At 33.9% G+C, this 13818-nt stretch carries 11 protein-coding genes and 1 riboswitch; of the genes, 2 read left to right on the top strand and 9 right to left on the bottom strand.

What is annotated here, in order from left to right:
* The first annotated feature begins 296 nt into the window (after positions 1-296).
* On the top strand, positions 297-1079 hold the full coding sequence (locus tag ACM55K_RS03905; protein WP_416848924.1) for a sulfite exporter TauE/SafE family protein: 783 nt from the start codon (positions 297-299) through the stop codon (positions 1077-1079).
* A gap of 151 nt (positions 1080-1230) precedes the next feature.
* Here the strand turns inward: ACM55K_RS03905 and ACM55K_RS03900 are convergent, their stop codons facing one another.
* From ACM55K_RS03900 to ACM55K_RS03860, 9 genes are all read right to left on the bottom strand, one after another.
* Entirely contained in the window at positions 1231-1641 is a 411-nt protein-coding gene (locus ACM55K_RS03900; RefSeq protein ID WP_416848923.1) for an RrF2 family transcriptional regulator, read from the bottom strand.
* A 207-nt stretch (positions 1642-1848) separates the two neighbouring features.
* Positions 1849-3021: a trans-sulfuration enzyme family protein gene (locus ACM55K_RS03895; RefSeq protein WP_416848922.1), complete on the bottom strand. Its 1173-nt coding sequence runs from the start codon at positions 3019-3021 to the stop codon at positions 1849-1851.
* Between the two features lie 129 nt (positions 3022-3150).
* Positions 3151-3582, bottom strand: coding sequence for an OsmC family protein (locus ACM55K_RS03890; RefSeq protein WP_416848921.1), 432 nt, complete (start codon positions 3580-3582; stop codon positions 3151-3153).
* Positions 3583-3636: 54 nt separating this feature from the next.
* Complete coding sequence (thrA, locus tag ACM55K_RS03885; RefSeq protein ID WP_416848920.1) at positions 3637-6051, bottom strand: bifunctional aspartate kinase/homoserine dehydrogenase I; 2415 nt, start codon at positions 6049-6051, stop codon at positions 3637-3639.
* Between the two features lie 27 nt (positions 6052-6078).
* Entirely contained in the window at positions 6079-7041 is a 963-nt protein-coding gene (locus tag ACM55K_RS03880; RefSeq protein WP_416848919.1) for an alpha/beta fold hydrolase, read from the bottom strand.
* An 80-nt stretch (positions 7042-7121) separates the two neighbouring features.
* Positions 7122-7248: riboswitch (SAM riboswitch) on the bottom strand.
* Positions 7249-7480: 232 nt separating this feature from the next.
* A complete protein-coding gene (locus ACM55K_RS03875; protein ID WP_416848918.1) occupies positions 7481-7690 on the bottom strand; it encodes a hypothetical protein in 210 nt (69 codons plus the stop codon).
* A gap of 495 nt (positions 7691-8185) precedes the next feature.
* A complete protein-coding gene (locus tag ACM55K_RS03870; RefSeq protein ID WP_416848917.1) occupies positions 8186-9304 on the bottom strand; it encodes a homoserine dehydrogenase family protein in 1119 nt (372 codons plus the stop codon).
* Entirely contained in the window at positions 9291-10292 is a 1002-nt protein-coding gene (locus ACM55K_RS03865; RefSeq protein WP_416848916.1) for an alpha/beta fold hydrolase, read from the bottom strand. The genes ACM55K_RS03870 and ACM55K_RS03865 overlap by 14 nt, the downstream gene beginning before the upstream one ends.
* A 138-nt stretch (positions 10293-10430) precedes the next feature.
* Positions 10431-11723, bottom strand: coding sequence for an O-acetylhomoserine aminocarboxypropyltransferase/cysteine synthase family protein (locus ACM55K_RS03860; protein ID WP_416848915.1), 1293 nt, complete (start codon positions 11721-11723; stop codon positions 10431-10433).
* 798 nt (positions 11724-12521) lie between these two features.
* On the opposite strand from ACM55K_RS03860, the gene metK reads away from it, so the two are divergent.
* Positions 12522-13772: a methionine adenosyltransferase gene (gene metK / locus ACM55K_RS03855; RefSeq protein ID WP_416848914.1), complete on the top strand. Its 1251-nt coding sequence runs from the start codon at positions 12522-12524 to the stop codon at positions 13770-13772.
* Positions 13773-13818: the final 46 nt, after the last annotated feature.

The raw sequence follows: 13818 nt of genomic DNA, 5'->3' as shown, positions 1-13818 counted from the left end.
AGCGTCCTAAAAGACTCAATAATTGGAATCAGTTAGTTTCAATACTTATTTGTCATTTACCAAGAACCAATCAATTTGGATACAAGTAACCAACTTCATTCTATCGCACGAACTTAAACTATTTGAAAAACATATTAAACTTCCACCAAACTCAATGGGATGGTAAATTTATTTAATTGCACATTATTAAGGAGAAGATTGATTTATTTTTACTTTTTAAAATATATTTCATAAACTCTACCTTGCCTATAGGACAATTATAAAAATAGTTGTTATTTTGTCAAAAAATTTCTTTCATGGATTTTCAATTAGGATTAGTCGTTGCAGGTTTAGTAGTTGGTTTTATAGTAGGCTTAACAGGTGTGGGAGGAGGATCTTTAATGACTCCAATTTTATTATGGTTTGGTATTCCACCAACTACTGCCGTTGGAACCGATTTATTGTATGCGGCTTTTACTAAAATAGGTGGTGTGTTTGTACATCATAAAAAAGGCAATATAAATTGGTGCATCACCGGTTGGCTTACTTTAGGCAGTGTTCCTGCAGCCTTACTAACATTATGGATATTAAATAGTATTAAAACAGACATTTCAACAATAAATGCTGTAATAAAATATAGTTTGGGTTGGGCGCTACTTTTTACTTCGATAGCCATATTATTCAAAAAGAAACTCTTAGTTTTTTCACAAAAACATGCTGGTGATAAATTTCATAGTCAGAGTAAAACTCAAAATGTATTAACTATAGCTATTGGCGTAATGCTGGGAGCAACCGTGACCCTGACTTCGATTGGCGCAGGTGCTTTAGGTACGGTTACTTTATTTTTCCTGTACCCACTTTTGCCAACTCCTCGATTGGTTGGAACAGAGATTGCCCATGCTGTACCTTTAACTCTTGTTGCAGGAATAGGACACGCCTCAATGGGAAATTTAGATTTAGGACTTTTAGGACAGCTATTAATAGGATCACTTCCTGGAATTTTTATAGGAAGTATGTTGAGTGGAAAAGTACCTGATTTGTTCCTTCGAAATGCTATCGCAATAATGTTATTTTTCGTGGGATATAAATTGGTTTTTTAACTCTTATGACGAAATCTTTTAATTGAAATTGAATTACAAAAGTGGCTCAACAATCCATTTTCAAAAATATTAGCTTAAAAAAGGACCTTTTCATTGTGTTTATCCAATGAAAAGGTCCTTTTTAAGCTTTTTTTATTTAGAACAGCATAGCCTAAAAGGCAATGTCTGCCAAGGTATTATTTTCTAATATCATTAAGGTATTGTCCCGAACTTCCATCATTAATTTACGAACGGCACACAAGGATTCATCTTTACAATCTTCGCATTTTTCGTAAAAGTTATGACTTGCACAAGGCAATAAAGCAATGGGACCTTCTAGAATTCGGTACACTTTTGCCATATTAATATCCTTTGGATCTTTGATAAGATAGTAGCCACCGCCTTTCCCTTTCTTCGCTCCAAGAAAACCAGAATGACGCAAAAGCAATAAAATACTTTCTAAAAACTTAATTGAAATTTGCTCTGCCTTTGCAATATCTGCAATAGCAACAGGAGTTTGATCTTCTTGACGAGCCAAAAAAGTCAAAGCTTTTATTCCGTATTTAGTCTTTTTTGAAAGCATTTTAAAAATATAATATTGAAGATTAACTGTTTTTGATTTGAGATTTCAAACTAATCTAAAACCTACAGGCCTTTATTGTAACGACAAAAATATACTTTTTAACTATAAAAATAATGAATGATGATTAATGATTGTTATTGGATTACAAATCTGCAATCTATAACAATCTATAACAATCATTAATCATCATTCTAAAATCTAATATCCTTACGAAAGCGCTTGCTCCAAATCAGCAATTACATCTTTCACAGTTTCCAATCCTACCGAAACACGTACCAAACCTTCAGTAATTCCTACCGCCAATTTTTCCTCAACCGATAATTTACTATGCGTTGTTGAAGCTGGATGCGTTACAATAGTTTTGGCATCTCCAATATTCGCCGAAAGGGAACACAACTGAATTTTGTCTAAAAATGCTCGACCAGCTTCAATACCTCCTTTGATTTCAAAAGCAATAATATTACCTCCTAAAAGCATCTGTTTTTTAGCGATTTCATATTTTGGATGCGATTTCAAGAATGGATATTTCACACTATTCACATTCGGATGGCTTTCTAAAAACTCGGCCACTTTCAAAGCATTTTCGCAATGTCTTTCCACACGAATTACCAAAGTCTCTAAACTTTTGGACAATACCCAAGCATTAAACGGCGATAAAGCGGGCCCTGTATTTCTGGAAAACAAATAAATTTGACGAATCAATGCAGCGTCTCCAACAGTAACTCCTCCTAAAACACGTCCTTGTCCGTCCATCAATTTGGTAGCCGAATGAACCACTAAATGTGCTCCGTATTTAATCGGTTGCTGAATGTATGGAGTTGCAAAGCAGTTGTCGATGATCAAAATCAAATTGTGTTTTTTGGCAATATCACCCAACAATTGCAAATCAATTACATCTACACCAGGATTGGTTGGCGTTTCCGCATACAATATTTTTGTATTCGGTTTGATAAAACTCTCGATAGTTTCCGGCTGATTAATATCAAAATACGAAGTTTCAATATTCCACTTTGGAAAATAAGTCATAAACAAAGCGTGAGTCGAACCAAAAACACTACTCGCAGAAACTATATGATCGCCTGAACTCAACAAAGCTGCAAACGTAGAATAGATTGCTGCCATTCCTGTAGCGAAAGCATAACCCGCATCGGCTCCTTCCATTTTGCAAACCTTGTCTACAAATTCTGTAGTATTGGGGTTGCTAAAACGGCTGTAAATATTACGCTCTTTTTCTTCCGTAAAAGAAGCTCTCATATCTTCGGCATCGTCAAATACAAAACTGGAGGACAAATACAAAGGTGTAGAATGCTCCTGATATTGAGATCTTTCTAAATGGGTGCGTATCGCTTGGGTTTCAAAACCAAATTCTTGTTCGTTCATTTTTTTTAATTTTTAACACGAATTGCACGAATTTGCACAAATTCATATTGTTTTTAAATTTCACAAACTAAACAATCCGTGTGGAATTGTCTAATCTGTATCAGCGTTCTATTTAATTTTTGCAGGAATCTAACTATCTAATTGTACTCCGTTCAAAACCACTTTATATTTTATTGTGGCAGTTGGTTCAACCGTTTTAGCAACCGAACAGTATTTTTCAAAAGAAAGCTGTGCCGCTCTTGCTGCTTTTTCTTCATTAATAGTTCCTTCCAAAAAGAAAACAACATCAATTTCTTTGAAAGGTTTTGCTTCGCCAACTTGAATGCGTTCGCCTTCAACCTCAGCTTTGAAAGAGGTAATTTCTTGTCTTTGCTTTTTAAGTATCGAAATCATATCAATCGCGCTACAACCTGCAACACCCATCAATACTAATTCCATTGGACTTGCACCCATATTATCTCCTCCAAATTCCGGACGGCTATCTACATTAACAATATGTCCACGTTCGTTTTTTAATTCAAAGTGAAAGTTATCGTTTACTCTGTCTAATGTTATTTTCATCTTTTCTTTTTTTATATCTTAAATCAAAAATCGTTAATCTGCTATCTTAAATCATTATCCTTTATCCGACAATCTCAAAATATCTCCAAAAACCCCTCTCGCCGTCACGGCCGATCCAGCTCCTGCACCTTGAATTACAATGGGTCTGTCACCATACGATTCTGTGTAAATTTCGAAGAAAGAGTCAGAACCTTTTAATCCCCCTAAAGCAGTATCTGAAGGTACCGAAACTAATTTCACTTCTAGATTTCCTTTGTCGTTTTGCAAATCTCCTGATAATTCGCCTATGTATCGCAACACGTGATTTGGTTTTTGTTCCGCTTTAATTTTATCATAAATAGGATCAAACTCCTTTAATTTATTTAGAAAATCAGAAACATCACCTTCACGTAAATGCTCTGGAATTAAATTCTGAATATTGATTTCTTCAAATTCATTTTGCAAATCTAACTCTCTTGCCAAAATTAATAATTTTCTACCAACATCATTCCCACACAAATCTTCTCTTGGGTCTGGTTCAGTATATCCATTATCAATCGCTTCTCTCAATATTTCGCTAAAAGGAGCATCTTTTGCAGAAAAATTATTGAACAAGTAACTCAATGTACCCGAAAAAACGCCTTTTATTTTTGTGATATTTTCGCCTGAAAGGTGCAATAGTTTTATCGTATCAATCAGTGGCAATCCCGCTCCTACATTGGTTTCATACAAATAACTCTTTTGGTTGTCCGCTAATACTTTTCGTAATTTTTTATAAAAGCTGTAGCTTAACGTATTCGCCACTTTATTAGAAGAAATCAAATCGAAACCATTCTCTATCAAAGGAATATAATTTTCTACAAATGCAGCACTTGCCGTGTTATCAATAGCAATTAAATTCTCTAAGTGATGCTCATTTGCGTAAGCGATAACATCATCAATTGTATACGAAAACCCATTATTCTGGATTTCATTTTTCCAATTTGGAGTGACACTGTTTTTATTTAAAAGCACATTTTTAGAATTTGCAATTGCAAAAACATTTAGTTTTATATCTTTTCTTTTCTCAATAGCTGCAGCTGATTCCAGTATTTGGTTAATCAAAGTTCCGCCTACTAATCCATGTCCAAAAATTGCAATATTAATTTTCTTGGAAACTCCAAAAATCTCCCCGTGAATCACATTTAATGCTTTGTGAAGTTGCGATTTTTTAACCACTAAACTCACGTTTTTACCCGTAACTGTGTTATTGAAAAGTATAGGAACAATTTTATTTTTTATCAATGCCGTGTAAGGCTTGTGGAACGTACTCAAATCCTGACCAATGATAGAAATCACCGAAACATTATCGGTTACCGTGATTTTATTCACATCTTTCGAGTAGAAATCATTTTCGAATTCTTTCTCTAATTCAATCATTGCTTTCGTCGCTTTATCGGCATCAACAACCAATCCAATTCCTCTTTCTGAAGAACCTTGAGAAATAATACTTACGCTGATATCATTATCACCCATCACTCTAAAAATACGGGCATCAACTCCAGTTTTTCCTAGCAATCCCCTTCCTTCCAGATTTACCAACGACACATTTTCAAGTACCGAAAGTGTTTTAATTCCAGCAGCATTTGAATTTGAAGTGATTAATGTTCCTTTATTTTCGTGGTTGAATGTATTTAAAATACGAAGCGGAATGTTTTTTTCCAATAAAGGAATAATCGTTTTAGCATGAAGAATCGTTGCTCCAAAATTAGCCAACTCATTCGCTTCGTTAAAAGTCAAATGATCTATTTTTTTAGCATCAGGAACTAAATCCGGGTTGGCTGTATAAATTCCGTCAACATGCGTGTAATTCTGCAGTTCTTCGGCATCTATATAATTAGCGATCAATGAAGCGGTATAATTACTGCCGTTTCTTCCTAAAGTAGTCGTGTCGTTTTTACTATTTGAACCAATAAAACCAGTAACTACATTTACGGTTGTTCCGTTATTTTGTTTGAAATAATTGATTACGTTTTTCTTAGAAAGTTGTTCCAAAGGTTGTGCGTCTCCAAATTTTGAATCCGTTTTAATTAATTCTCTTGTATCTGCAAAACGCGCATTTACTCCATTTTTAATTAAAATAGCCGTCAGTAATTTTGCAGAAAGCAATTCCCCTTTAGAAAGCACTTGATCTTTAATTTTATTACTGTAATCCCCAATTAAACTTACACCTTCAAAAAGTTTTTCAAGGACATTAAATTCTTCCGATAAATCAACTTCTTGGTAATCGTCTTGCTGGTATTTTTTGAAATCTTCAAATAGTACTTTATAATTACCATTTTTAGAGGCAACTCCTAAAATTTCTTCCAATTCATCTGTAGCATTTCCTCTTGCCGAAACTACTATGGCAATTTTTTCTCCTTGATTTACTTTATCAGTAATAATAGCGACTACTTTGTTTATTCCCTCGCCATTCGATAAAGATTTACCTCCAAATTTTAATATTTTCATTGTGTATGTTTTTATATGGTGTCGCCCCTAAAAAATGGAAGCAAGCAAATTGTCTAATTGTTTGTATTCTATCAAAAAAGCATCATGTCCGTGAATGGAAACAATTTCTTGATAGGTTACATTATTTTTATATTTTTTTAATTCCTTATAAGTCGCTTTATTTTCACTTACCGTAAAAAACAAGTCTGAATCGATTCCGATAATATGAATGTCAGCTTCAATTTTGGAAGCTATTTCTTCAAACGAATCGCTATTTCGGGTAATATCTATTGTTTTAAGCAATTGATTCATCAATCTATAGGAGGAAAGTTGAAAACGCTTCTGAAGTTTTTCACCGTGATGACACAACCAGCTTTCTATATTAAAAATAGCTAACTCCTCATTAGTGGTTCTCTGAAATTTTGACTTGAACGATTCCGGAGTTCTATAGCAAAGCATTGCATGAATCCGAGCATCTTCAATGGGCTTCGAAGAATTATTGAGAATTTGCTCTTGCAAAAAGCAATTAGCAATCAACCAATCTGTCGATTTCCAATCGGTTGCAATAGGAATTAAATGTTGTGTGATTTTTGGTTCCAAAGCTGCAATTTCCCATGCAATTCCTCCACCTACTGATCCACCAATAATAGCATACAGTTGTTTGATTTTAAGAAAATGAATGCCTTCAATAAAAATTTTGGCAATATCTCTGGTGTTAAAATCCAAATAATTTTCAATGATGGTATCATCAAAACCATTTCCGGGAACATTAAAAGCCAGTATCGTGTATTTATTTGTATCTATGGTTTTGTTTTCGCCAATTAAATCATTCCACCAACCGTTCTCTCCCACAACTTGGGAATTTCCAGTCAATGCATGATTTACCAAAACGATTGGAGCGGTATGTAACGCTGGACCAAAAACTTGAAAACTTAAGTTTAAGGTAGCATAAAAAGCCCCACTTTCGGTGGTGAAATTTTGTAATGTAATAGGTGTTGGTTTATTTTCCAATTTTCAAATCTTTTATGATTTTTTGATTTGTGTCTGGAAATATTAGAAAGAAAGCTAGAAGTAAACTAGAAGAATTCTTTGTGTTATCTTTCCTTTAGCTTCTGAAAAAAAATTCAGAACAAAGGTAGAATGCAGCACCTTCTTCGATTTACCGAAGGGTTGCTAAGGCTTCATCGGGTCTAATCCCTCTGCCTTTCTTTATAACATTTCAATACGTTTTTGAACTTAAAGGCACAAATTAACCACTATTTTTTCAAACAACCAAATTTTTATGCGAATTGATTCTAATTGTTTTATTGAAAAACAATCTAAAAAACCAACTAAAAATTGTCTTTTCGACGAATAAAGAATACCATTATATAGATTTTCTACTTCGCCGAAAGAACAACTCTGAGTAACAGTCTCAAGAAATCAAAAACCGCTATTGAAATTTGATTTTTTAAATAAAAAGTTCTTCATTTTCTTTTGAATACATTAGAAAAAGTAAAGAATTTGGCACCATTTTTTGCGCTGAAGGATCATTTTTTGATATTTCAAATCTTGGATGGATCAATTCATTTTTTGAATCGCTACTGTTTTCTGTTTTGTTCCTGAAACTAAAGTTTTTTAGCAACCGAAAGGTTCTTGGGAAATATTTTAATGTTCTCATAATTTTAAGATATTAGCTATTATTTTTTTCTTTTGATTAATTATAGATTCTGAAACAAATTCAGAATAAATGAAAAAACCCTTTTGGATACATATCCAAAAGGGTTTTAAGTTGTGTTATAAACTTATACTTTTGGAATCAACAGACGTGAATACACATAATGGCATTGGCACAAATCATGTTTTTGACCTTCGAATTAATTGTTTTCTGTTGATTTAGCGTATTCATTTTATTCTTGCTTTTTTTTATGTTTAAAAAATTACGACCGATGCATTTCAAAAAAAAAGCCTCCCGTTATCCGGGAGGCTTTTGCTATATAAATTTTTAATTTAAATTTAAGCAACAAGCGACCCGCAGGATTTCTCCTGAATGGCTTTTGACATATTGCACACATTAAATTTCATCTTTGTTTTTTTTCTTGTAGCAAATATGCTAATTGTTTTTGAATTTTCCAAATAAAATTTAAAAAAAAATTAACCGCAATTACAATCGTGATTACAACCAAACTCTTTCTTTATATTTCGTTTGATCCAATTGTTGCATTCGATCTGAAATTTTCAAAATATCATTGAGTACACCACGAGCAACAATTTGCTTTCCTGTGCCTCCACCCTGAATTATGATTGGATTCCCACCGTTAGATTTTGTATAAATTTCAATTAAATTATCAGTCCCTTTTAGTTGACCTAGAGCTGAATTAATTGGCTCAGAAACTAATTTAACTTCGAGAGTATTACTTTCAACATCTATCTCTCCAATGTATCTTAAAACATGATGCTCTTTTTGAGTCAGTTTTGCAATTTTATAAGGCGCATCAAATAAATCTTTACGAGTAGCGTATTCTGATTTCGTATGTTTTTTATTTAGATTTGGCAGCAATAAAGACGTGATTTTTACCTCTGTAATCTCAACTTGCATTTCAATTTCTCTGGCTAAAACCAATAATTTTTCGGCGACATCATTTCCGGATAAGTCGTCCCGAGAATCAGTATTAGTATAGCCTAGTTTTTCAGCGTCTTGAAGAACTTTCGAAAAAGGAAGCTTTTCATTTCCGAATCTATTGAAAATGTAACTTAATGAACTGGAAAAAACGCCCCGTATTTTCGTGATTTTTTCACCTGAAAAATGCAAGTCCCTAATGGTATTGATAACTGGCAAACCTACACCCACACTTGTTTCGTACAAATAGCTTCTATCGAATTTCTTTAAGTTTCTGCGGATTTCTTTGTAAAAATCATGATGCAAAGTATTGGCAATTTTATTAGCCGATACAATATGAAATCCGTTTTGTATTAATGAAATATAAGATTTGACCAATTCTGGACTGGCAGTGGCATCAATAGCGATTAAATTTTCCAATCCTTGGTTTTCTGTATACTCGATAATATCTTCCACTCGGAAAGGAATCGCCGATTGCGCAAAATTAGCTTCCCAAGTATTTTTCAAGCCTTCTTTTTCGAAAAAAGCTAAACTGGAATTGGTTATTATTGGAAAACGCAATTCGATATTCTTCTTTTCAAGAAAAAATTGCTGGCTTTCCAAGACTTGCTGTATTAATGCACCTCCTATATTTCCTATTCCAAAAAGTACGACGTTTATTCTAAGCGTTGACATAATTTGGTTGTTTGTGATTGTTCAAAATGGGATTTAAAATATCTGACAACTGATTGAATTCAATTAAAAAAGCATCATGCCCATGAATCGATTGGATTTGGTGATAAAAAACATTTTGCTTTATATTTTTCAATCCAAAATAGGTTTTGCGGCTTTCATCAACAATAAACAAGTAATCCGAATCAATTGCTACGAGATGAATATTCGCTTGAATAGTATTGGCTACGGCCAAAAAATCTTTTCTATTGCGGGTAATATCATTCGTTTTCAGCAAATGATTCATCAATTTATAGGCTGCTAATCGATATCGGTCTTTTAATTTTAACCCATGATCGAGCAACCAATTTTCGATTTGGAGAATGGAGGAGCTGTCAAGTTTATTTCTTTGAAATCTTTGATTTACATATTCTGGGGTTCTATACAATAATGTAGCATGCAACCGAGCGTCAACAATGGGATCATCAGAGTGATTCAGAATTTGATCTTGAATCAAAACATTAGCAATTACCCAGTCCGTAGCTTTCCAATCTGTAGCAATAGGAATTAGATTTTCAATTTTATCAGGTTGTAAAACTGCCATTTCCCATGCAATTGCCCCTCCCAGACTTCCGCCAATAACAGCAAAAAGTTTTTCTATTTTCAAAAAAGACAATCCTTCCCAGAAAATCCGAGCAATATCCCGAACGGTGAAATCACGGTAATTATCGATAAGATTTCCAATGACATCATCATATCCATTTCCAGGAATATTGAAAGCGATAACCGTAAAATAATTAGTGTCAATGGCCCTATTTTCCCCTATTATACCATTCCACCAACTATTTTTACCACTAACATTTGAATTTCCGGTTAAGGAATGATTCACTACAATAATTGGATAACTGCCAATAGGCTGACCAAAAACTTGATATGATAAAGAAATGTATGGCTTCTGCTTCCCTATTTCTAAATCAAAATTAAAGAGATCTATTTTTTCTATATTTTTCATTTTAAATAATTTTAAGATTGAATTGATTAAAATTTGATTTTGATAGTGGCTAATTATTGCTACACATTTCTATTTTAAGAAAAACTGCCTTTGGCCTGACCAATAGCCGAAGACAGTTTAACTACCAAAAACAAATTTTTATGCCAATTGAGATTTTTTTATACTTTCGAAAACGGCTTTCAAATCCCCTTTCAAATCTTCTATATCTTCTAAACCAACAGAAAGTCGGATTAAATCTTTAGAAACTCCTGTTGCAATTTGTTCCTCGTCAGACAATTGCTGGTGTGTGGTACTTGCAGGATGGATAATCAGTGATTTTGTATCGCCAATATTCGCCAGAAGAGAGAATATTTTAGTTCCATCGGCAACTTTTTTGGCAGCTTCAAATCCTCCTTTTAATCCAAAAGTGACTACTCCACTTTGCCCTTTTGGCAAATATTCCTGACCTAAAGCATAGTATTTATTCGATTTTAATCCCGGATAATTTACCCAAGCTACTTCTTGCTGAATTTCCAACCATTGGGCCAAAGCCAAAGCATTATCACTGTGTCTCTGAACCCGAATAGGCAATGTTTCTAATCCCTGAATAATTTGGAACGCATTGAACGGACTCAAAGCAGCACCATAATCACGCAACCCTTCTATTCTAACTTTAGCAATGAAAGCGGCATTTCCAAGTGCTTCGTGATACACTAATCCGTGATAACCCGCAGATGGTTCTGTAAATTCCGGGAATTTACCATTTGTCCAGTCAAAATTTCCGGCATCAATAATAACACCACCCAGAGAAGTTCCGTTACCCGTTATGTATTTCGTCAAAGAGTGAATAACAATATCAGCTCCGTATTGAATTGGATTCAGTAAATACGGAGACGCAACCGTATTATCCACAATAAAAGGCACTTTGAATGCTTTGGCTTCCGCCGAAATAGCTTTCAAATCCAATACGTCTAATTTGGGATTCCCCAAAGATTCCACAAAAAATGCTCTGGTATTTTCCTTGACAGCCTTTTTAAAATTAGACGGATCGGATGGATCTATGAATGTGGTAGTGATACCTAATCTTGGCAACGTAACTTTTAATAAATTATACGTTCCGCCATATAAACTGTTTGAAGCCACGATATGATCTCCGGCTTTTAGCAATACCAATAATGTTGTCGCAATTGCGGCAGTTCCAGATGCCGTAACCACTGCTCCTATCCCGCCTTCTAAAGTTGCTAACCGTTGTTCCAAAATGTCATTTGTTGGATTATTCAATCTGGTATAGATAAATCCGGGTTCCGCAAGACTAAAAAGATTGGCGGCATGTTCCGAGTTATTGAAAACATAAGAACTGGTTTGATAAATAGGAACAGCTCTAGTTCCTGCGTTTTTTGTTACGTCGTGTCCTGCGTGTAATGCGTTTGTTGCAAATTTTTGTGTGCTCATGATGTTTAGATTTTATAATTAGTAATTATTTATTTTGTATTAATTTTAGATTGTGATACTTATTGTTTTTATAATTTATTTTAATGTTTTCGTATTACGACAAAAAAAAGTCCCTTTGGATGGCTTACCAAAAGGACTTATAGTTGGAACTATAACAAAGATTATATCTTTCACTTTTGGCAATAGCAAATTGGGATGCACATACGCATCATACAACACACTATCATTTTATTTACTCCTGTTTTAATCATTGTATGTATGCTGATCTTATTTCAGCTTGTTTTTAGTTTGACAAAATTGAATTCCGCTTTCTTTTTATTTCTTCTCCAAAATAAAAAAACCGCTGCGGTTAGCAGTGGTCTTAATTATATATTTTTAAAATTATAAAACTATACAAAATGAACGCTGCGGGAAGATTCCGGCATCATGCAACACATATTGATAGTAACTAATTTCATTTTTTCTCTTATTTGATTAAGCAAAATTGCAAATTATTTTTGAATACACCAAACAAAAAACAATTTATTTTATAAACTCTATAGAATTAGTCGAATATTTTAAAATACTTCAATTTAAATTAAAAAAAACAAAAGATTAATTTGCAATTCAAAATGGTTTCATACATTTGCACCCGAATACAAGAGGAAAAATTTGAACTGATTGCAACCTCTTCATAATGAAACGAATTCATTATGGATACTGAGAATTTTTCAGTAGAAAAAATGCTAAAGCAGAAACTCTTCTTTAGTCCTTTTCAGCAATTATTTTTTCTCGCTTAATTTTAAACTAATAATTATTATGGCCTATTTATTTACGTCAGAATCTGTAAGCGAAGGACATCCAGACAAAATTGCAGATCAAATTTCGGATGCGTTAATCGATAATTTTTTGGCATTTGATGCTGACTCAAAAGTAGCTTGCGAAACTTTAGTAACTACTGGTCAAGTAATTTTGGCTGGTGAAGTAAAATCAAACACTTATTTAGACGTACAACAAATCGCTCGTGACGTAATCAGAAAAATTGGTTACACTAAAAGCGAATACATGTTTGAAGCCAATTCTTGTGGAATCCTTTCTGCCATTCATGAACAATCTGCTGACATCAATCAAGGGGTTGACAGAAAAAATCCTGAAGAACAAGGTGCTGGTGACCAAGGAATGATGTTTGGTTATGCTACTAATGAAACTGATAATTACATGCCTTTGGCTCTTGATTTATCACATAAATTATTGCAAGAATTAGCCATTTTAAGACGTGAAAATAACGAAATTACTTATTTGCGTCCTGATGCAAAATCTCAAGTAACTTTAGAATATAGCGATGACAACAAGCCAACTCGTATTGATGCTATTGTAATCTCGACACAACACGATGATTTTGACGAAGAAGCTATAATGTTAGCAAAAATCAAAAAAGACATCGTTGAAATATTGATTCCAAGGATTATTGCTAAAAATCCTGCGCATGCTCATTTATTCAACGACACAATCAAATACCATATTAACCCAACAGGAAAATTCGTAATTGGAGGACCTCACGGTGATACTGGACTTACAGGAAGAAAAATTATTGTGGATACTTACGGTGGAAAAGGCGCTCACGGTGGTGGCGCATTCTCTGGGAAAGATCCAAGTAAAGTGGACAGAAGTGCAGCTTATGCAACCCGTCATATTGCTAAAAACTTAGTTGCGGCAGGTGTTGCTGACGAGATTTTAGTACAGGTTTCTTATGCAATTGGTGTTGCAAAACCAATGGGTATTTTTATCGATACGTACGGAACATCAAAAGTAAATTTAACCAATGGTGAAATTGCAAAGAAAGTAGAAGCTATTTTCGACATGCGTCCTTACTTTATCGAGCAACGTTTGAAATTAAGAAATCCTATTTACAGCGAAACTGCTGCTTATGGACACATGGGACGTACTCCAGAAACGGTTACTAAAACTTTCTCAGCTCCAGGTGGAAACGAAAAAACGGTTACTGTTGAATTGTTTACTTGGGAAAAATTAGACTTTGTTGCCCAAGTTAAAACAGCATTTGGATTGTAAGAATTTCAATTCTATTTATACTTAAGACCCGGCTCAATTGAGCTGG

It is taken from the genome of Flavobacterium arabinosi (assembly GCF_048158725.1).
GTDB classification, from domain to species: Bacteria; Bacteroidota; Bacteroidia; order Flavobacteriales; family Flavobacteriaceae; genus Flavobacterium; species Flavobacterium arabinosi.
Note: the sequence above shows the minus strand (reverse complement) of the source record. Positions and strands in the feature narration are given on the sequence as shown.